This window comes from Mastigocoleus testarum BC008 (genome assembly GCF_001456025.1).
GTDB lineage: Bacteria > Cyanobacteriota > Cyanobacteriia > Cyanobacteriales > Nostocaceae > Mastigocoleus > Mastigocoleus testarum.
The window spans coordinates 136,767-158,097 of record NZ_LMTZ01000083.1; the positions used below are offsets into that span (position 1 = coordinate 136,767).

Below are 21,331 nucleotides of genomic sequence, written 5' to 3' on the forward strand. Positions count from 1 at the left end.
CATTATGATTCCCACAAATTAGATATTCGTTAACACTCACTATTTGGCTTGGCTTTATTAAAATAGCTGTGCACATTGGAGCGGAAATACAATCTCAAATTCAGTTCCTTCCTCTGGCTTGGAAGATACATTCACATCTCACTATGTTTTTAGACTATTGAATAACTCACAAATAACCCTAGACCTTTACCCCAAACTACTACTTTTGTTAGCTGTTGTTTCTGAAATCTAGTATTCCCATAAACCGGATGGTGAATAATAACAAGCAAATTAATCCTAACAGGAAACAATTTTTATCCCAGATATTTCGAATGAATACCTACTTTATGTAAGTTGCAGATATCAATTAATTTTTAAAATACATCCCAAAATCAAAACACTTCCTATTAAATTTTTGATTAACTCTACTTATCTAAACAAAATAGTTACTTTTATTTACAACATACCTTATTTTCTCTGTTAACAAAATAAGGTATGTTGATGTAGAAGAAATTAATATAAATGCAGTCTTTTGTAGTGTTTAAGTGTGGATATTATACCATACAAATCTACAGGGAGCGCGGGAGGCTAACATAATGTTTATTGAAGTCATAGATAATCTCGTAGAAGTAAATTCGATTAAAGTTATTCGCTTTGATTTTCAAACTACTGAGCATTTCAACTCAAGGGATTATCAACCAAATAGCAGAATCCCAAGTAGTTTGGAGAGACTAAAAGAAATGAGTAAAGAATATGGAATTCTGACTGTTTATATTTTGTTAAAGGATAATACTCAAATTGTTGAAGTGAGAAAATTTGTGAGAAGAGATGAGATGGAAAAAATCAAGCAAGATATATTAGCAGAATTAAATATGAACTCTTCGAATGATAATCGCATAAAAATTGAAAATAGAAGTGAAAATCACGACACTAGAAAATATCAGGTAACCAGAAAAATTAAATCTTTGAATAACTAATTTATAATTATTCATTTTTCCTTCACAATTTGTAGTCTGTCTGTACCGATTGTCGATCCCCAATTTTCAAGTTCGGAAAATTTCTAAATTAAGGATATTCTCTTATAATCGGGACTTATGCACAGAGTCGAATAAATATGAGGGCTTGGGAGAAGCAAAAACCTTATATAACCCTTGATATTCGATAGAGCATCCTCTGTTAGGACGCTTCCTGGGTGGCATAAGTCCTAAGAATAATTTCTTGAATATTCCACGCTTTAATTATTCGATCTATGAAGTCTTATCTCGCCGCCGCCATTCAAATGACCAGCGTACCTGAGTTAAAAGAAAATTTGGTACAAGCGGAAGAATTAATTGAAATAGCAGTTCGTCAAGGCGCTCAACTTGTTGGCTTACCAGAAAATTTTTCTTTTATGGGAGAAGATCAAAAGAAGCTAGCGCAAGCCGAAACAATTGCTCGGGAAACCGAGAAATTTCTCAAAACAATGGCACAGCGGTATCAAGTTAACATATTGGGTGGTGGTTTTCCGGTACCTGTGGAAGGGAAAGACAAAGTTTTCAATACAGCATTATTAATCGATCCTAACGGTCAAGAACTAACCCGCTACCAAAAAGCTCATCTATTCGATGTGAATGTTCCTGATGGTAACACCTACCGAGAATCGATTACAGTAATGCCGGGGACCGAACTGCCTTCTGTTTATTCTTCTGAAACACTTGGCAATATCGGACTATCTGTCTGTTATGATGTACGTTTCCCTGAATTATACAGACACTTATCTGAAAAAGGTACGGATATTATTTTTGTCCCGGCAGCCTTTACTGCTTTTACCGGCAAAGACCACTGGCAAGTATTATTACAAGCACGCGCAATTGAAAATACCTGTTATGTAATCGCTCCAGCCCAAACAGGAATTAACTATGCCCGTCGTCAAACCCACGGACATGCGATGATTATCGATCCTTGGGGAATAGTTTTAGCTGATGCTGGTGAAAAACCAGGAGTTGCAATTGCTGAAATTAATCCTGCCAGAATTGAACAGGTACGCAGACAAATGCCTAGTTTACAACATCGTGTATTCTAGAAATTTTAAATACCTACTAGAAATATAGACAAAGCTGAACATGGGCGTCTAGTCTAACCTCCCCTCGGTGATAGCGCTGCGTGCCGCCGCAGCTTTGCCCCCTGTAATACTAAGTCCGGGTTAATTACCCCTTTTTAGAATGAGAGAGGGAAGTGTGGGAGGTGTGAGAAGTGTGGGGGAAATCCCAAAAAATATAAAGGGGTTTTAAAAATCGGATTTGGTATAAGAGGCAGCTTTGCTGAACTTGGCTACGCCACGCGTTTTGAAGGCACTACGTGAACACATGGTGCAATACCCATAGCTAGAGGCTATAACTATAGCTGCCTACCTACGGATCCGGAGCCTTTACCTGCGGGTCCGGTAGGCTTACGCTAGCCGCTAACAGCTAAATGTCGCGCGTTCTTAGCGGCATATGGGATAGTTTTTAGTACTTTTTCCTCATTATCTTCGTTTAAGCTCTATTTATTTAAAAGTCCAGTGATAAATACTAACTGGTAACTAAAGTTAAAGGATTGTATAAATGTTGTTACGAATACTTGTTGTTTTTTTTTTAACACATAAAATAACATTGTGATTTATTTTACGATTACTTCATGATTCTAAGGTTATCTGCAAAGGCTAAGTTTATTACTCTGGGCGTTCTAGCTAGTTTCTTGGGTAATGTTCGAGCAAGTCAAGCAGTAACTAGTAGTAACACTGAACAAAATTTTAAAGTAGAAGATTTAATAAATACAATTAATTCTTTCCATGAACAGAATCTTATCGCTCAAAAATTCAACATCACATCTTACACCTCTGAGAATAGACGAGAACATGGATTAGATAGAGCTCTATTAAACGAAGACGTAATAACTCCTTTAGAAGAAAGTGTAGAATACAGCTACAACAAAGTAGATCTAAATGGTGATGGTAAAAAAGAAGCTATTGTTTATTTAGAAAATCTTGAGTTGTGTAATTCTGATGAATGTCATATTTTTATCTTTCAGCCAGTAGGAAATAATTATCGCTTAGTATCCCAGATCGGTGGTGTATATGGGAGTTCGATTATTGTCAGCGATCGCAAAACAAATGGCTGGCATAATTTGATTCTCCCACGTAAAAAACATTATCTAGGTCAACCGACATACGTATTGGCCCGATTTAGTGGTAATAAATACATCAAAGGTGGCTTAATATCTTCAACAGCTAAGATTTCAGGAAGAGCATATTTAGCAGATCGAGAGGATTCGCCCAAAATTGTATTGAGATGGGAAACTATATCCAACATTTCCGCATCTGTTTCTACCCAAACTTCTGGACAAAAAGTTAATGTTCGTTTGTATCCATCCATTCAGTCTCCTATTCTCTATGCAGCCAAAAATGGCGATCTAGTTAAAATTCTTCAACAAAAGAGAAGTGATGATGGCTATGCTTGGTTTCAAGTAGAATCTAAGGATTCAGGAAATCAAGGCTGGATTCGTAGCGATTTACTGAAGTTTTAGAGAACTGGGAATAGAGAACTGGGAACAGGAAATTCTGACTTGACTCTTTTCCGCACTTCTTTGAAAAGGCACGAGGTATTTGCGCTGTTTCCTGTTCCCTTTAATAAAAAACAAAAAACCCGGGAACTTCAAAATTTCCAGGTTTGCTCAAATATTAGATTTAAATCCTCAATGAAGTAGAAACACTACCAATCGAGTGTCTCTACCTACCTAAGTACGGCGAAAGCTAAACTTTAGCAGTTTTCTTGGTTATAGCATCAAGTTCGCCGCTAGAATACTTCTCTGCAAAATCATTTAGAGAGATTTGCTTAATCTTACTAGCATTACCAGCAGTACCAAACGCTTGATAGCGATCGAGACAAACTTGCTTCATGTACTTGATTGAAGGCTTGAGGAAGTGGCGAGGATCGAAGTTAGAAGGATCTTTCGCTGCTGCTTCTCTAAACGCCGCTGTGATAGCTAAGCGGTTATCAGTATCGATGTTAACTTTTCTCACACCACTCTTGATACCCTTTTGAATTTCTTCAACAGGTACGCCGTAGGTTTCAGGAATCTTACCACCGTACTGGTTAATCATATCTAACCACTCTTGAGGCACGGAAGAGGAACCATGCATCACGAGGTGAGTATTGGGTAAACGACGGTGAATTTCTTCAATTCGGCTGATTGCTAAAATTTCACCAGTGGGCTTACGAGTAAATTTGTAAGCACCATGGCTCGTACCGATTGCAACTGCTAATGCATCAACTTGTGTTTGCTCAACAAAGCTAACTGCTTCATCAGGGTCGGTAAGTAGTTGCTCTCTGGTGAGAACTCCTTCAGCACCATGTCCATCTTCCTTGTCTCCTTGCATGGTTTCCAGAGAACCCAAACAGCCTAATTCTCCTTCAACACTTACACCAACCGAGTGAGCCACTTTCACGACTTCGGCGGTGACTGCGACGTTATACTCAAAGCTTGCTGGTGTTTTAGCATCAGCTTCGAGGGAACCATCCATCATCACACTGGTAAAGCCATTGCGAATTGCAGAGTAGCAAGTCGCTGGGCTATTACCATGATCCTGGTGCATAGCAACGGGAAGATGTGGATAGGTCTCGATTGCTGCTAAAATCAAATGACGCAGGAAGTTTTCTCCGGCATACTTCCGAGCACCGCGAGATGCTTGGAGGATTACTGGACTATCTGCTTCGTTAGCAGCCTGCATAATTGCCTGGATCTGCTCCATGTTGTTGACATTGTAAGCCGGGATGCCGTAACCATTCTCCGCAGCGTGGTCTAACAGCAACCGCATTGGTACGAGCGCCATAAATATTCCTCCTAATGTCGTGATTAGCTAGTCCTTATAAGACGAGCGTAATACTTAAGTTTATCTTAAGATAATTTTCAACTTATAGGAAATTATAACTAGTCACGTGTACTTCTGTTAAGCAAGTTTAAGCTGGACAAGGATAAACGCTTTGACGACCCCTTAAAACCTTATAGATTTATTTCTGTAGATTCATATTTGTAAATTTATTTTCTGTAGAACTCATATTTTCCAGATTAAAATTTTCTAGTTCAAAACTCTTACATAATTAGAACCTTGCAAAATTAATGTTTTTTGGCCTAAAAATACGCAAAATCAGAATATTTAAAAACTATCAATATCTTAAAATCACAATTAATTCAAAACAAATAGTTTGGATTTGATTTTCATATGGGTCGCCTGGGATTCGAACCCAGAACTAATCGGTTAAAAGCCGAGTACTCTACCGTTGAGTTAGCGACCCGTTGACCTATTAAATTTATATCTATTAGATCTGAATTTGTCACTTTCATAATAGTTACCATTAAATATATGGTACTATTTGGTTTCAATTGATTTCTCGTTTTCAACCAGCGACTATCGAATAATAGCATAAACTTTTCAAATTTGGTAAAAGATTTTGAAAAAAATCTAGAAAAAATTTGCGGTCAAGCGAAAAGTAGCCAAGTAGTCAGCTTCTGGCTCCAGAGTAATTAAACTTTCACCAGTATTTAAAGAGTTACGTGGAGCGCTCCAAGGCTCTAAACAATAAAAGTTTCTACCCTTAAGGGTCCAGAAAACTAAAGTTGAAAAGGTATCATCGTAATCGAATTTTAATTTCAATTTACGACTATGGTCGATAGTAGTAGCTGATTGACTATTTAATTGCTTAAACGCCACATCAATTTCATCTCGTTCGAAGTCAAATTTTCCGTTGAACTTGTGAATATCCTTGGTATTTTGGTCTTGATATTCCGATGAAGGAATTTCAAACTGTAGCTGAGTTTTATCGGTAGTTAGGAAATATGGATGGAAACCAGTGGAAAATACCATTGGTGCAGAATTAGAAAGATTAGAATAGCACTGCTGAATTTCTAAGGTCTCACCATGAATTTTGTAAGTAAAGCACAAGCTAAAATCAAATGGATAAACTGACCTTGTTTGCTCACAACTATTGAGAGTTAGTTTAATTCTTACTCCTTCATCACTAACAATTCCTTGGGCTTTCCAAGGTAAATTACGAGCAAAACCATGTTGTTTGAGGGTGTACTGTTGCTCTTCGTAAGTGTAGGTATTATCGGGTAAGTTGCCACAAATGGGGAATAAAATTGGAACTCCACCACGCACGCTTAATTGTGGGTCTACAAATCTTTGTTCGTCCAGGTAAAGAATATCTTTACCCCCAACGCGCCATTTTGTGATGATACCACCACGTTCCGGAACAACTTCCAACTCGGAATCAGTAGTCCGATCGCTGAGGATATAAGTTTTGTACTGTTTCTGTTGAAGAGAAATAGAAAACACGATTTTTTTTTGGATTGGGGATTAGGGATTGGGGATAGCACTGCGTGCGCCGCAAGCGGCATATGGGGATTGGGGATTGGGGATTGGGGATTGGGGATTAGGGAGCACAGACTCGGAATTGGTAATTACAAATTACCAATTACCCATTACCCATTACCCATTACCAATTAATTAACCATTACCCAATTTTTTAATTATCTTCAGCAAATATGAAGCGATATAGTTCACTAGGATCTGGCTCGGGACTACTTTCAGCAAATTTTACTGCTTCATCAATAAGTTCTTGAATTTTCTTATCAATACTTTTGATTTCTCCTTGAGAAGCTAAATTTTGCTCTTGAAGATAAGCTGCAAACTTTTTAATTGGATCGCGGGAAAACCAATATTCTTTTTCGTCTTGGGTCCGCATTTCATCTGGATCCGCTAAGGAATGACCCCGGAAACGATAAGTCAAAGCTTCAATTAGTGTAGGACCTTCTCCCGCCCGAGCGCGAGCAACAGCTTCTTTTGCCACTTCATGGACTGCTAAGACATCCATTCCATCGACTTCCACTCCAACCATGTTGAATACGCTGGCTTTCTTGTAAATTTCTGGGTCGGAAGTAGCGCGATCGTGAGCCATACCAATTGCCCACTTATTATTTTCTACCACAAAAATAATTGGCAGTTTCCATAATGCTGCCATATTTAAGGTTTCAAAAAACTGACCATTGTTACAAGCCCCATCGCCAAAAAAGCAAGCTGTGACCTGATCGGCATTTTCATCACCCAAAACTTCACGCCGGTACTTAGATTGAAAGGCTGCACCTGCAGCAACGGGAATTCCCTCGGCGACAAAGGCGTAACCTCCCAAGAGTTTATGCTCAGCAGAGAACATATGCATGCTCCCACCCCGTCCTTTAGAACAGCCTGTGGCTTTACCAAAAAGTTCTGCCATGACTTCTTTTGCTGGGACACCGGCGCTGAGGGCGTGTACGTGGTCGCGGTAGGTGCTACAAACAAAATCTTCACCGGGTCGCATTGCTTGAATAACACCGCTTGAAACCGCTTCTTGACCGTTGTAAAGGTGGACAAAACCAAACATTTTGCCCCTGTAATACATTTCAGCGCATTTATCTTCAAACACACGCCCTAAAACCATGTCTTCGTATAACCGCAATCCTTCCTGTTTGGTTATCTGGGCTGTGGCTGCATTAAAGTTCGGTAGTGTGCGTTCTTGAACCATTATTTCTCCAGTTCCCCTATAAAATTTAAAGTTACCATTTTAGATAAACTAATTTTATTGATTTTTAGCTGCGATTTCCCACAGTTTGACCCGTTTCAATCAATTGTAGTTATCAATCATAATTTATTTATTTGTTTTTTCAATCTAGTTTGGCTTAATAATTGAGATAAGAAAAAATGATCGTCAAGTCGTATGCAATATATTTACAAGAGTTGACTTGAGGGAAGTAACTTGCAGTTGAATGAAGAATTACGACGCATTGTGACGAATGTCCGTCTTCACTTCCATCGGTTTTTACGCAAACCTTACTTCCAATAAAAGTTTTGGAACAATATACAGCAGAATTCAGGAGTCAGAAGACAGGAGTCAGGAGTAGAATCTGCTTTATAACTGACTTTCAGTTTTTGAACTGTACCTCACTTAGTTGCAATCCGCTATAAGACCTTAAGCTAAAACCTTAATTCACAAACCTTAAGTCATAAATTTAAGTCATAAATTATTTAGCTCCAGTCATATTTCCCATCTGATATAGATTAAACTCAGTATTTTTATCTCAATGCTCTTAAGAATCATCGTCAATCGCATTTTTGTTTATTCTTAAGAGCTTTGGTAATTTCAGCTTTATCTGTAAATCTTTAAGTCAACCTTTGAAGCTATAAATTTGAACTACCTATAAATTTAAGCAACAAGTAATCAAGCTTGAATAGGCAGATTCAAGTCATAAAACTTAAATCGTGTATATTAAAATTTCAATCTTGCCTTCCCAAAAACCTCAAACCCTCAGAGCTTCAGAGACTAAAAGCCTTAAAAATACTAGCAAAAATTTAGATACCTCTCTAGGTGATTGCGCAGCACTTCATTAAATGGTAATATTTGTTTCTCATAGCATCAGCTTTAATTATGTAAACTTATCCTGATGTTCCCTGAGTTAAAAGTACGCTATATCAAGCTTCAGCTTCACAGTTGAAATCTAGATATCTATCAACTCAAAAATATATAACCATACTTATGTAAGTGCATTATTTATACCGTAAGCTGAAAAACTGCAGGAGGTAAATATTATGAAATTATGAAATTATGAAATTCTCGAAGAAAGTTATGTAACCACAGTTTTTTATAAATAAAATATCTAGATAAATGAACGCCATACACCATTACATAAGGCTTCCACGTACTATCCAGATTAATTATTTTTCAAGTAGCAATGAATATGAGGTTGTTACAGTAAATACTTGTGATACGTGGGTAAAGCGTTATTATTGTGGCACGGCGTAACAAAGTAAATTTTTATAAACCAAAAAGACTATAGGTAAATTTTTTATGTCGATCGCGCTGCAGGGGAAATAGGCTGTGCGAATTCCGCTAGATTACTACCGAATTTTAGGACTACCATTGGCGGCAAGTGAGGAACAGTTGCGGCAAGCTTATAGCGATCGTATGGTCGGATTACCACGTCGCGAATACTCCCAAGCAGCAATAGATTCTCGCAAACAACTCATAGAAGAAGCTTACGTGGTTTTATCTAATCCGAAAGATCGTAAAGCCTACGATCGACTATATCTATCAAATTCATATTATCCGGATGATACAACCGACGGTACAGTGGCTGTTGAGGAACGGCTACAAAATAATATTGGCAATACAGAACCTCAATCTTTAAATATAGAAATTGCCGAAGATGAACTCGTAGGTGCTTTATTGATTCTTCAAGAGTTAGGAGAATACGAACTTGTTTTAAAGTTGGGTAGTCCTTATATAACTAACAATTCAGTATCCCAAGCTTTAGATAGACAATTAACTCAAGATACACCCAGATTCGATCCCGGTGAACGTCCTGATATTGTCCTCACTGTTGCTCTTGCTTGTTTGGAATTAGGTCGGGAAGAATGGCAACAAGGTAATCATGAAAATGCTGCGACTTCTTTAGAAACAGGTAGAGAACTTCTGTATCGGGAAAATATGTTCCCTAACATTCAAGCGGAAATTCAATCGGATCTCGACCGGTTATGTCCCTATCGAATTCTGGAGTTACTAGCTTTACCTTTAGAGAAAAAAGCCGAAAGACAGCAGGGTTTGCGGTTATTAGAAGAGGTTTTAGAGCAACGTCACGGAATAGACGGCGATGGGGATGATAGATCTGGATTAAATATTGATGATTTCCTACGTTTTATTCAGCAGTTACGTCATTATTTAACGGCTGCCGAACAACAAAAAATATTTGAGGCCGAAAGTAGGCGTCCTTCTGCAGTAGCAACTTACTTAGCTGTTTATGCTTTGATAGCACGCGGATTTGCCCAACGTCAACCAGCATTGATTCGTCAAGGAAAGAAAATGCTGATGAGTTTGGGAAAGCGTCAAGATGTGCATTTGGAGCAATCTCTATGTGCTTTATTATTGGGACAAACAGAAGAAGCAATTTATGCTTTAGAACTTTCTCAAGAGTATGAAGCTTTAGCTTTTATCCGCGAGAATTCCCAAAACTCTCCTGACTTGTTACCAGGGCTTTGTCTTTACAGCGAGCGATGGTTACAAAATGAAGTGTTTGCCCATTTTCGCGACCTAGTAACACAACAGTTTTCCCTGAAAGATTATTTTGCTGATTCACAAGTGCAAGCTTATTTGGAAGCTTTACCTGTGGAACGAGAAGTAAGAAAAGAGTGGAAGCTTAATAATCAAAATTCTCAACACCAAAATCCTCAATATCAAAATTCTCAACATCAAAATTCCACATATCAAAATTCAACCCATAAAACTGCACGAGCAAATACTTCTCAAGGTCCCAATAGTAGAAATGTAAATTATCGACAATCCCAGGAGATTAATAACTCTGATCGCCAGAGATTTTCCGAACATCAAAATTCAAAAAGACAAGATTATTCTTATTCTTCTAATTCTTATTCTTCCAATTCTTCAAGAAAATCATTACAGACAAATAACGGCAACGGTAACATACACAGAACATCTGTACCTACAGATACTCGAGAGCGATTTAGTCGGGAAACTCAATCAAATTCAAACATTTCCGGTTCACATTTAAATGGTTCCCACTTAAACGGTTCGCATTTAAACAGTTCAAAGAATACAAATTCTGGAGCAACTGCAACATCCAGGCGTCAGCGTACTCGAACTAATTCCCGCACCTCAGATACTCACCAAGGAAATATCCATCAGGGTAATTTGCAAAGACCAAATTCTGGTTACATTTCGGTTGGGATAGATCGCCGAATTAGATTGCTATTAGCTTCGGTTGCTGGAGTAGCTTTAATTTTCTTGTTGGGAAGTACTGCTTTGGGATGGATAAAAAAGATTTTGCCTCCACCAACAGCTAAACCAGAAGAACAGTTAGCAATTGCAATTAATCAACCACCTGTAGAAATTCCCCGTTTAAACGAGGAACCCAAGTCACCAGATTTTAGCGAAAGTACTGCTGAAACTGTAATTCGTAATTGGTTACTTGCAAAAACCCGTGCTTTGGGACAAAGACACGATATTGATAGTTTAAGACAAGCTTTGACTGGTCAGTCGTTGTCGCAATGGGAAAGAATCGTGCGTCAGGAGAAAGCAGCGAATCGCTATCGAATGTTCCAACACAGATTAGATTCAACTAGTTTAAAAGTCACTCCTATTGATGAAAAGAATGCTAGTGTCGTTGCATCGGTGACCGAAGCAGCCAAGTTTTATCAAAACGGTCAAATCAATAACCGACAGTCTTACAACGAAACTATCCGTGTTAAATATGATTTGGTAAAGGTCAATAATGCATGGCGAATTCAAGAGATGTCAGTGCTTAGTACTGTGAGCAAGAATGATTGATTAATGTATTTTATGATTTGGTTATCAATAATTTAGAAAAAAGTAACTAATAAATTTTCTAATAACATTTCTTTAGTGGTTCGTTGTAAATGTGGACAGATTGAGCAACGGATAGAATTAAAAAATGGATGGGATGACTGTGAGGGAAATAAACACCTGTTTTTATCACCTACTTGTTTAGGCTAAAAACAAATATTAAATGACCAAGATATGTTTCAAAGAGTTTTTAATGAAGTTATAGTAGCGATTCAATTTGAAAATTCTTTACAAGGGTCAATATCGGTTTAAAAAACAAGAATAATTGTAATAATTACACAAAAACTATTTTTCAAAAGCTTTTCAGATAATCAGAATATAAAACTCGAAAGCAAAGTTTGTGAAAATTTTGTTCAAAGTAATGTAGTTACTTAAATACAGTTACAGTAGTAATTGATATTTTTATAGATATTCAAGTAGCTATCAATGAATTATGTAAAAGTTCCTGGTTATCTCCTCAAACAAATAAGAGAAGCATTATGCAGTGCTTTTTTCACTGAAACTAAATTAGCGATAATGCTACAAGATCGATTTGGTGAGAACTTACATGAAATGGCTGGGGGTGAAGATTTAAATTGAGATCGCTTTTAACTTAGTGAAAGTTTTTGAGGCACAAGGTCGATTAACAGAACTGATTTCTGGTGCAATTAAACAAAATAGTGGTAATCCTCAATTGCAAGAAGTACAGAGAAAATATAATAATTTATTAACGCAAAATAATAATCAAAATCCAAAATCTAATACACAATATTCTCAAAAGAATCAACCCATTACAGAATCTCTAAAAGTCCCAGAAATACCTGAAAACTTCCCCCAAATCAATAATTATCAACCTGTCACAGAATCTTCGAAAGTATTAGGGAAAGCTGAAAATTCTCCTCAAATAAATACTTTTACATTTAAATTTGCAACCATCACAAAAGAAACAAAATCAATTAATTATCATTACCACGGAAATCAATATTTTACTGAAAAACTGGGGAATCAAATTTCTTTAGAAATGGTTTGGATTCCTGGTGGTAGTTTTATAATGGGTGCACCAAAAACGGAAGAAGGTAGCGGTGATTCGGAACGCCCACAACGCGAAGTAAGAGTTCCATCATTCTGGATGGGTAAACATCCTGTAACTCAAAAACAATGGAAAGCCGTAGCAGGATTACCCAGAGTTAACTGCGATTTAAAACCAGATTCTTCTCATTTCAAAGGTGATAACAGACCAGTAGAACAAGTTTCCTGGTATGACGCTGTTGAATTTTGTGCCAGACTGTCAAATCATACTGGAAGACAATATTCTCTTCCCAGTGAAGCACAATGGGAATATGCTTGTAGGGCAGGCACAACTACTCCATTTAACTTTGGCGAAACAATTACAACTGAGTTGGCAAGCTGTCAGCCTAACATTGAGGCATCATTATTATCATTAATTCCCTTTGTTGGACAAGGAACAACTCCTGTGGGTAGCTTTGTGTCTAATGCCTTTGGGCTATACGATATGCACGGTAACGTTTGGGAATAGTGTCTTGATGATTGGCATTTAGACTATAATGGTGCGCCGACAGATGGTAGTGCTTGGCTAAGTGAGAATAATAATTTTTCTCGGGTAACAGGTCGTGCCGTACTGCGGGGCGGTTCCTGGATCTACTATCCTAATTACTGCCGTTCCGCGTTCCGCCTCAACGTCAATAGATCTGTTGGGCGCGACAAATCCAACGGCGACTTCAGTTTTCGTGTAGTCTGCGCGTTTGGGAATGATTTTTTGTAGTATTTTATGCCTCTAGGTTTTCCTTTACATTCCTTTCTTTTTTCCTTATTGCCCCTGTCTAGCGACTCGATTTTTTTGCAGAAAATAAGCTATCGATTTTTAAATTTCCAGTTTTGACAGTACTAGGTTAAATTAGGCGACTCAAATTACAAGTATTTTTTATACCTCGTTAATACATTAGTTAGTATTATTACTGCTATTAATGCGGCAAATATATCATCAAATAATAAAGTAGCGCGATCGCCATCTCATCACTGGTAAATACTAGGTGATTCCGCCCTCGCAACCGCAGTATTACTATTATTGTCATGCAATCATGACAAATTAAGCTATTCAGGGGTGTTTAGTCAGCTTTCAAGGGATAAAATGTCATGATTTGATGACTTAACAATCCCTCAAGGGCTTATAAGTCCGTTCAAGGAGTCAAAAAGACTCCTCAACCCCCTTGATCCCTCGGTGGCATTGCTGGTTAATATTTATTTAACGACAGTTTTACTCCGTTCCTGAAAGTGAAGTGCTAATTTTGGCATCAGTAGGAATCACAAAAGAGTAAATCCTTAACCGAGAAAATATACAAACTCTACTCCTGTTCGCACTAAAGATGGTTGATGAAAGGAGATATGGGGGCGATTAATCTCTAGTTAAGAAACCGCAAACAGGTTGGATGGCACCTAATACTTAGTAACTTTAGACACCTAGTTTAAAAGTTTGCCGATTTATAAGCCTATCTAAAATAAGCACATAAAAAACCAGGATTCGTCAAATCGAGAGTTTATCTGAGATAGATGGAAAATCTATCGAAGTATGCTGAACTGGGGTAAATAATAACGAATTTACCGTTCCTAAAATACTGGAGACCGAATTCATGGCAAAAGAACGCCCACCATTAGAAGAGATGACATTGAGGCAACTACGTAGAGTTGCCAGTGAATATGGCGTCTCCCGCTACAGCAGGATGCGAAAAGCGCAGCTATTAGCAGCAGTTCAAGAAGTAGAACGCAAAAAGATTTCTGTTAATCAATCTCGTTCGCCGGAGGCACAAGAAACCGTGGAAGCAGCAAAATTTGAGTTGGGTCAAGTAGATCGCACTGGTGGTAACCTTGCTGATGTTGATGAAGGACTAAACGATTTACCCGCAGGTTACGGCGAAAGTCGAATTGTTTTAATGCCTCGCGATCCTCAATGGGCTTATGCTTACTGGGATGTACCCAACGAGCATAAAGAAGAATTGAGAAGACAGGGAGGACAACAACTCGCCCTAAGAATTTATGATGTTACCGACATCGACTTAGAACACCAAAGCCCCCACAGCATTCAGGAATATCCTTCTGATGAGTTAGCGAGAGAATGGTACATACCTATTCCAGTAAGCGATCGCGATTATGTGATTGACATTGGTTATCGTTGTGCTGACGGTCGCTGGTTAGTATTGGCTCGTTCTGCAACAGTCCACACTCCTCCTGTTTATCCCTCCGACTGGATTGAAGATATTTTCATTACCGTTGACTTCGAAGAAGATTTACGCGGTCAGACTAAATACGAACTCGTACCTCCTTCCAAGAAACAACCAGAACCTGGTGTTACTACCGGTAACCAGATTTACGACCAAATCTTTGGTATGGCAGAATCTGCTGAAGCAATGCGAGTTGCTGGTTCTATCTTTGGTTCTATGCACCACGTACCTGGCTCAATGGCTCCAGAGCAAGCAATTAGTTCCTACATCTTCCCCTCCGGCGTTGGTATGTGGGCGCAGCCTAATGTATCAGGCTTAAATATGTCTGGTGTTGGTTTTTCTGCTTCTGCACCACCAGTTCGTCCCCGCAAGTTCTGGTTAATTGCTGATGCGGAGTTGATTGTTTACGGTGCTACCGAACCTGATGCTACAGTAACCATTGGTGATCGCCAAATTCAACTCAATCCCGACGGAACTTTCCGCTTCCAGATGTCCTTCCAAGACGGTTTAATTGACTATCCAATTAAAGCTGTTGCAGTTGATGGTGAACAAACCCGTTCAATTCACATGAAGTTCAATCGTGAAACACCCTCGCGTCACACCAATACTAAGGAAGAAGCTGTTTTAGAATGGTTTTCCTAATTTTTGCTGAAGGAATGTGAGATTTGAGATTTAAAATTTGAGATTTCAGATTAACAAAAATTCAGATATTGAACTTTATTTTCAAACCGCTACAGAATATTTTGTAGCGGTTTTTGTTTTCTCACATTTTTCTACATAAGAATAGAAAATACTGTGGTGTTATACGCAAGTAAAGAGTTCGGTAAATACTTATAATTCCTATACATGTGCGAAAAACTGGAAACTCTTTCTTCCTTTTTGCCCTCTCTTGGTGCGTATTCCCACCCTGCAGGGTGGCTACGCCGGACGGGGGGCTTTGGGTTCTCGCTTAGGGAGACGTTTTGCTGATGCATCACTGTTCCTTTCTCCCCTGCAGATTTAATAATAAGTAATTAAGAGAACATGACCGACTACGTCGGAAGGAAGAGGGAAGAGGGAAGAAGGAAGAAGTGTAATAAATTTGTATGTAAATTAATCCTTCTTTCTTACGACCAAAAGGGATACAAGCCCCTTAATTCTATTAAGAGCCTGCGGCGACGGCTTCGCCTCTGGAGAAATATAAACTTTTTCCTTATCAAATCCCCTTAATTTATTAATGGGGTTCCTTCTTCCTCCTTCCTTCTTCCTTCGTTAAATCAGAGCCTCAAGACTTGGATTTCCACAGAGAAACTGACAATAAGATAATTTTTACCTGTAACAGCACATCGACCTACGCCTTCTTGAATAAATAAGTATATTTTTTTATTTAGAAATTTCTCAATTAGTATTATCATCCATAGATCGTGTAGATACTTAAAATGCTAAACCTCTGTGCAATAACTAAATCTTTAGATTAATCTCTCAGTAAAATTAATATATGTCTAAGCAAAATATATTTTATTCATGGTTGATAACAGCAGTTATCCTAAATTTATTTACAGGTTGTAAAAATATTGAAAATATTGAAATTGCTGACAGTCAAGGGATTCAAAAAGCTCCGATTGAAACAGAAGTGATAGAAAGCAATCAAGAAAATAATCAAGAAGAAATTCAAGAAAAAGATTCAAAAGAATATTGTTTTGGTAAGGATAAAAATTCTAGCATTGCCTTCATAAAAACCAATAATTTGGGCGAGCAATATGAGAAAGGAATTAATCATGTAATTATTTTAAATCCCAAGTCTGAGGAATTAGATTTTAAAGTTAATGTTGGTTTAAACCATAAAATTTATAGCAAAACTAATCACGGTAAAATTAAGAAAGAATATGTACCCAAATTATTTTATGAGCTTGTCAATGAGGAAAACGCCAAATTAAATGGAAGATTACCTCTAGCAGCTATTAATGCTGACTATATTGATACTGAAAATAAACCCCAAGGATTAAACATCTCCCGGGGAGTAGAATATTCTGGAGCATTTAAAAATAAACGTTCTTCCTTTGGAATTTCAGGGGGGAAGCCAAGCCAGAGAAGAGCAACGATAAAAGTTGGTAGAAGAAACAGTGAAAGTTTAAATTACAATGTAGTTGGGGGAAATGGCAGATTTTACATTAACGGTAGATTTAAAGATATTTGTCAGGCTTTAGGGGAACTAGCTTGTAAGGGAGCAATAAATCGCTCGATGGCTGCGATTACTAATAAAGGCTATGTCATTTTGTTAGTAAACGATGCTAAAGCAAATTCATCCATTGAAATATCCTCATCGAATCGAGAACTTCTACCTCATATGTTTGATGATGTTTTAAAAGGTATTGCTCGTAATAACTGTTTAGGCAAGATTCAAGAGGGAATGCTATTTGATGGTGGAATGTCTCCAGGACTTTATTACAACAATAAAGTTTACCTAGAAAATCTGGGTCCAATTGGTTCAGTATTTTTGATTTATAAAAGAAACAGTTAGGCTGAATGACTGATGATAGGTGATAGGCGATGGAGTTAATTGTTATTTATTTTCTCTGTTTTCTGTTTACTTTATCCCATCACTGAAGCCCTGAATTTTGAGTTTACTGTATAACTTTTAAAAAGATAAAGATGATAAATAGGTTAATTTTAACGATAGTCTGGAGGTAGGAACAAGTAAGCATCATATGACACCTTCAGAAATTACGGATACTCTCAAAGAGTTATTTGGTACAACTACAGTCAATGTAGTTGAACGCGGCTCTTGGCAAGTAGAAATGCCTAGTTTTCGCCTATTGGTTTTGCTTTCTGAAGATGAAAGTTGGTTGCGACTACTGTTACCGATTTTGACATTTCAGGAAGCACAGCCTTTTTTAGAACAATTTTTAGAAGCAAACTTCGATGATACCCAGGAAGTTCGTTACGCCTTAAATCAAGGTGTAATTTGGGGAGTTTTTCAGCACACCAGGGAAAGTTTGACTGTTGAAGATTTTAAGAGTGCTGTTACGCGTCTTGTTTCTTTGCAGCAGGCTGGTATAAATGATGTTTTCAATAATCTGATTGAAAGCCGTATCCGGCGAATTATTGCAACTGCAAAAATTCAAGGACAGTCGTTAGAAGCAACAATGCAAACCTTAGATCGGTTTTATGCTGAAGGTTTGATGGGTGATCGAGAACAAACTTCACAGGAACGAGAACAAGTATTGGGGGCTTGGCGACGTCGATTAGAACAACTTTGGAACGATGTGGATTGAAATCAGTTGTCAGTTAACAGTTAACAGTTAAGTAGGTTAGTAAGAAAAATCATAACTTGTTTGTAATAGCGCTTTAGCGCTAAAGCGCTACTACGAGCCAAATACGAGTATTTTATATTTCTTTACATAGTTTACTTTTTTCTTGCCTACTTACTTAACAGCGATCAATTACTCATTATCATATGACGCTGTCGCGTCACAATCCCTAATCCCCTATAGCCAAGCTCCAGTCGCGGGGGCATGCAGTGCTATCCCCAGTCGCCAATCCCCTATCCCCAAAATCATGGACATCATTGAAACCCTCAAAGCAGATTACAAAAAATTTCCTGTAGATCAAACTTATAGCATCTACGCTGATAATGTTTATTTTCAAGATCCGATGACCAAGTTTCGCGGTCTTGAACGCTATAAAAAAATGATTCAGTTTATTCAAACTTGGTTTTTAAATATCAAAATGGACGTACATGGCATCCGCCAAGAGAAAGATTTTATTAAAACTGAGTGGACTTTAAGCTGGAATACTCCCCTACCTTGGAAACCCCGAATTTCAATTTCTGGCTGGAGTGAATTAAAGACAAATTCGGAAAATTTAATCGTTTCTCATATTGATTATTGGTATTGTTCGCGTTTTGATGTACTAAAACAGCATTTCTTTTCCTTAAACAGTCGATAATGTAAATAAATGTAAACGATATCTCAGGCAAATTATTCATGCGCGTAATTCTGATGACTGGTAAAGGAGGAGTGGGTAAGACCTCCGTTGCTGCTGCGACTGGACTTCGTTGTGCGGAACTTGGCTATCGAACGTTGGTTTTAAGTACGGATCCGGCTCATTCCTTAGCAGATAGTTTTGATATTGAACTAGGACATGAACCCAAGCAAGTTCGCCCCAACTTATGGGGCGCGGAATTAGATGCATTGCAAGAATTAGAAGGAAACTGGGGTTCTGTAAAGCGTTATATTACCCAAGTTTTACAAGCAAGGGGTCTAGAAGGGGTACAAGCGGAAGAATTAGCAATCTTACCGGGAATGGATGAAATCTTCGGCTTGGTAAGAATGAAGCGTCATTATGATGAAGGTGATTTTGATGTACTAATTATTGATTCCGCTCCTACAGGTACGGCGTTGCGGCTATTAAGTTTACCGGAAGTTGGCGGTTGGTACATGCGCCGTTTCTACAAACCATTCCAAAATATTTCGGTAGCACTCAGACCTTTGGTTGAACCTTTGTTTAAACCGATTGCTGGGTTTTCCCTACCAGATAAAGAAGTTATGGATGCTCCTTATGAATTTTACGAGCAAATTGAAGCACTAGAAAAAGTGTTAACAGATAACAATCAAACTTCAGTACGTCTGGTTGCAAACCCAGAAAAAATGGTCATCAAAGAATCATTGCGCGCCCATGCTTATTTAAGTTTATACAATGTAGCAACAGATTTAGTGATTGCAAATCGGATTATTCCTGACGAAGTTCAAGACCCATTTTTCCAACGTTGGAAAGCAAATCAGCAACATTATCGTCAGGAAATTCACGATAACTTCCTTCCTTTACCGGTGAAAGAAGTTCCTCTATTCTCGGAAGAGATGTGTGGTATGGCTGCTTTAGAAAGACTCAAAGAAACTCTTTATAAAGAAGAAGATCCCACCCAAGTTTATTACAAAGAAACTACTATCAGAGTTGTGCAAAATAACGAACAATATACTTTGGAATTATACTTACCTGGGATTCCCAAAGAGCAAGTGCAATTGAGTAAAAGCGCCGATGAATTAAATATTACTATTGGTAATCATCGACGCAATTTAGTTCTACCCCAGGCTTTAGCTGCACTACAACCTGCAGGAGCAAAAATGGAAGAAGATTATCTGAAAATCCGCTTTGCTGAACCTGCGAAGGTTTAATCAGTTATCAGTTGTCAGTTATCAGTTTTTTGATTATTGTTAACTGTTCACTGATAACTGACTTCACCGTTTGTGATGGTTTCGTATTGCTTTAGTTCTCTGCTTCCATCTGGCTTTGGTGTTGAGAGATTCTCTCTGATTTTGCTTTCTGGCGAGGTAATTTTTTTCCTTTTGCAGTTTTTGGTAATTCAGAAAACGCTTCTGGTCTAAAATTCCTTCTGCAAGTGCTTCTCGAACAGCACAACCCGGTTCATGTTGATGTTGACAGTCGCGAAAACGACATTGCTCCGCGAGTGTTTCAATGTCTGCAAAGGTTTCTTGCAAACCGTCTTGTACATCCCACAATTGGAGTTCTCGCATTCCTGGTGTATCTATTAATAATGCTCCAGAAGGTAAACAAAGTAACTCACTACTAGTGGTAGTATGTCGACCTTTGCTGTCACCTTGACGCACTGTCTGCACCACATGAACCTCTTTTCCAATAATTTGATTGGTTAGAGTTGATTTACCCACACCCGAAGAACCAAGTAAAACTATGGTTTGTCCAAGCTGTAGGTAAGGTTGCAATATTTCCAATCCTCGTTCATGCAAAGTAATAGCACTGATTGCAATAATTGGAACTCCTGGAGCGATCGCTTCTACTTCCAGCACTTTTTGTTCCCAAAATTCGCATAGATCCACTTTATTGAGGATAATGACTGGATTTGCACCACTTTCCCAGGTCAGCACCAAATAGCGTTCGATCCGTCTCAAGTTAAAGTTATCATCCAACCCACATACGAGAAATACCGTATCAATATTGGTTGCAATCATTTGTTCTTGTGTTTTAGCACCCGCAACCTTGCGGGAGAATTTACTTTTACGGGGTAAAACTTGGTGAATAATTGCTTGAGTCGAATTATTTGGTTGGGTAGCAGCAACCCAGTCACCCACTGCTGGTAAATTTTGAGAAGATGTCGCTTCATGTCGAAGTTTACCTGCTAGTACACCTGCTATTTCACCAAATTCTGCATATAAAAGATAGCCACCTTTATATTCTTGAGCAACTCTAGCCAGAAAATATCCTTCCATAGCCAATTGCTCAAAGCTAGAAGCAAACCAATTGCTCCAGCCAAGTAGTTCTAAATTCATTGTTTTCCTCTATGTAAAGCCTTTTGTAGAGATGGCTGTACAGAGGTATTTTAACTTCAGACTACATTCGCAACTCAAAAGACATCTGCAGGAAAAGAATTATACGTTTCCCACAAAATCCTGATAGAGACGTAGCATGATACATCTCTACATTATTTATTTTCTATGGATGTCTAATGCAAGAAAGTCTGTGTAAATGCAGAAACCTCTGTAAGCCGTATTTTCAGGGTTTGATCTATGAAGCGAACCACCGACTCAGTCATATTCCTTCTCCTTACTACTTACAGCCATGCTCATTACGAGTATAGCTCGTGCAGAAAAAGATGTGTTTGATGAGAAATTAAGAAAGTTTAAATGCAGTAAACCTCGTTCGTTCAGGATGAAGGATAATGTCGATACCCCTCAGAACAAAAATAAGACTTACCCA

At 38.1% G+C, this 21,331-nt stretch carries 15 protein-coding genes and 1 tRNA gene; 11 read left to right on the plus strand and 5 right to left on the minus strand.

What is annotated here, in order from left to right:
• Window positions 1-575: 575 nt before the first annotated feature.
• From BC008_RS13275 to BC008_RS13285, 3 genes are all read left to right on the plus strand, one after another.
• A complete protein-coding gene (locus tag BC008_RS13275; RefSeq protein ID WP_027842675.1) occupies window positions 576-956 on the plus strand; it encodes a hypothetical protein in 381 nt (126 codons plus the stop codon).
• 272 nt (window positions 957-1,228) lie between these two features.
• Complete coding sequence (locus BC008_RS13280) at window positions 1,229-2,041, plus strand: carbon-nitrogen hydrolase family protein (protein ID WP_027842676.1); 813 nt, start codon at window positions 1,229-1,231, stop codon at window positions 2,039-2,041.
• Between the two features lie 593 nt (window positions 2,042-2,634).
• Complete coding sequence (locus BC008_RS13285; RefSeq protein WP_036268733.1) at window positions 2,635-3,522, plus strand: SH3 domain-containing protein; 888 nt, start codon at window positions 2,635-2,637, stop codon at window positions 3,520-3,522.
• A gap of 226 nt (window positions 3,523-3,748) precedes the next feature.
• Here BC008_RS13285 and fba read toward each other — a convergent pair whose 3' ends face one another.
• The 4 genes from fba to pdhA all read right to left on the minus strand — a co-directional run bounded on the left by fba (window position 3,749) and on the right by pdhA (window position 7,556).
• A complete protein-coding gene (fba, locus tag BC008_RS13290) occupies window positions 3,749-4,828 on the minus strand; it encodes a class II fructose-bisphosphate aldolase (RefSeq protein WP_027846658.1) in 1,080 nt (359 codons plus the stop codon).
• Window positions 4,829-5,219: 391 nt separating this feature from the next.
• Window positions 5,220-5,291: transfer RNA gene (locus BC008_RS13295), tRNA-Lys, on the minus strand.
• Between the two features lie 167 nt (window positions 5,292-5,458).
• Complete coding sequence (locus BC008_RS13300; protein ID WP_027846659.1) at window positions 5,459-6,331, minus strand: aldose epimerase family protein; 873 nt, start codon at window positions 6,329-6,331, stop codon at window positions 5,459-5,461.
• 190 nt (window positions 6,332-6,521) lie between these two features.
• Entirely contained in the window at window positions 6,522-7,556 is a 1,035-nt protein-coding gene (gene pdhA, locus BC008_RS13310) for a pyruvate dehydrogenase (acetyl-transferring) E1 component subunit alpha (protein WP_027847037.1), read from the minus strand.
• Between the two features lie 1,350 nt (window positions 7,557-8,906).
• Here pdhA and BC008_RS13315 point away from each other — a divergent pair.
• The 8 genes from BC008_RS13315 (at window position 8,907) to BC008_RS13345 (ending at window position 19,773) form a co-directional block, all read left to right on the plus strand.
• Entirely contained in the window at window positions 8,907-11,369 is a 2,463-nt protein-coding gene (locus tag BC008_RS13315) for an IMS domain-containing protein (RefSeq protein ID WP_027845444.1), read from the plus strand.
• A gap of 462 nt (window positions 11,370-11,831) precedes the next feature.
• Window positions 11,832-11,984: a hypothetical protein gene (locus BC008_RS49455; RefSeq protein WP_161938103.1), complete on the plus strand. Its 153-nt coding sequence runs from the start codon at window positions 11,832-11,834 to the stop codon at window positions 11,982-11,984.
• Between the two features lie 16 nt (window positions 11,985-12,000).
• Window positions 12,001-12,921, plus strand: coding sequence for an SUMF1/EgtB/PvdO family nonheme iron enzyme (locus tag BC008_RS52700; RefSeq protein ID WP_063800760.1), 921 nt, complete (start codon window positions 12,001-12,003; stop codon window positions 12,919-12,921).
• Window positions 12,922-14,032: 1,111 nt separating this feature from the next.
• Complete coding sequence (locus tag BC008_RS13325) at window positions 14,033-15,262, plus strand: DUF4912 domain-containing protein (protein WP_027845445.1); 1,230 nt, start codon at window positions 14,033-14,035, stop codon at window positions 15,260-15,262.
• 835 nt (window positions 15,263-16,097) lie between these two features.
• Entirely contained in the window at window positions 16,098-17,120 is a 1,023-nt protein-coding gene (locus tag BC008_RS13330) for a phosphodiester glycosidase family protein (RefSeq protein ID WP_027845446.1), read from the plus strand.
• Window positions 17,121-17,307: 187 nt separating this feature from the next.
• Window positions 17,308-17,874: a hypothetical protein gene (locus BC008_RS13335; protein WP_027845447.1), complete on the plus strand. Its 567-nt coding sequence runs from the start codon at window positions 17,308-17,310 to the stop codon at window positions 17,872-17,874.
• A 283-nt stretch (window positions 17,875-18,157) separates the two neighbouring features.
• Window positions 18,158-18,547 carry a DUF2358 domain-containing protein gene (locus BC008_RS13340; RefSeq protein ID WP_027845290.1) on the plus strand — a complete coding sequence of 130 codons (390 nt, stop codon included), beginning with the start codon at window positions 18,158-18,160 and terminating at the stop codon, window positions 18,545-18,547.
• 38 nt (window positions 18,548-18,585) lie between these two features.
• Window positions 18,586-19,773 (plus strand): TRC40/GET3/ArsA family transport-energizing ATPase, encoded by a 1,188-nt coding sequence (locus BC008_RS13345; RefSeq protein ID WP_027845291.1) that lies wholly within the window; start codon window positions 18,586-18,588, stop codon window positions 19,771-19,773.
• A 63-nt stretch (window positions 19,774-19,836) separates the two neighbouring features.
• Here BC008_RS13345 and rsgA read toward each other — a convergent pair whose 3' ends face one another.
• Complete coding sequence (gene rsgA, locus BC008_RS13350) at window positions 19,837-20,904, minus strand: ribosome small subunit-dependent GTPase A (protein WP_027845292.1); 1,068 nt, start codon at window positions 20,902-20,904, stop codon at window positions 19,837-19,839.
• Window positions 20,905-21,331 lie beyond the last annotated feature (427 nt).

What these genes read in the sequence shown, in the direction of transcription:
- BC008_RS13275 (WP_027842675.1), top strand. Translation starts at nt 576, where the DNA reads ATGTTTATTGAAGTCATAGATAATCTCGTAGAAGTAAATTCGATTAAA.
- BC008_RS13280 (WP_027842676.1), top strand. Translation starts at nt 1,229, where the DNA reads ATGAAGTCTTATCTCGCCGCCGCCATTCAAATGACCAGCGTACCTGAG.
- BC008_RS13285 (WP_036268733.1), top strand. Translation starts at nt 2,635, where the DNA reads ATGATTCTAAGGTTATCTGCAAAGGCTAAGTTTATTACTCTGGGCGTT.
- fba (WP_027846658.1), bottom strand. Translation starts at nt 4,828, where the DNA reads ATGGCGCTCGTACCAATGCGGTTGCTGTTAGACCACGCTGCGGAGAAT.
- pdhA (WP_027847037.1), bottom strand. Translation starts at nt 7,556, where the DNA reads ATGGTTCAAGAACGCACACTACCGAACTTTAATGCAGCCACAGCCCAG.
- BC008_RS49455 (WP_161938103.1), top strand. Translation starts at nt 11,832, where the DNA reads ATGAATTATGTAAAAGTTCCTGGTTATCTCCTCAAACAAATAAGAGAA.
- BC008_RS13325 (WP_027845445.1), top strand. Translation starts at nt 14,033, where the DNA reads ATGGCAAAAGAACGCCCACCATTAGAAGAGATGACATTGAGGCAACTA.
- BC008_RS13330 (WP_027845446.1), top strand. Translation starts at nt 16,098, where the DNA reads ATGTCTAAGCAAAATATATTTTATTCATGGTTGATAACAGCAGTTATC.
- BC008_RS13335 (WP_027845447.1), top strand. Translation starts at nt 17,308, where the DNA reads ATGACACCTTCAGAAATTACGGATACTCTCAAAGAGTTATTTGGTACA.
- BC008_RS13340 (WP_027845290.1), top strand. Translation starts at nt 18,158, where the DNA reads ATGGACATCATTGAAACCCTCAAAGCAGATTACAAAAAATTTCCTGTA.
- BC008_RS13345 (WP_027845291.1), top strand. Translation starts at nt 18,586, where the DNA reads ATGCGCGTAATTCTGATGACTGGTAAAGGAGGAGTGGGTAAGACCTCC.
- rsgA (WP_027845292.1), bottom strand. Translation starts at nt 20,904, where the DNA reads ATGAATTTAGAACTACTTGGCTGGAGCAATTGGTTTGCTTCTAGCTTT.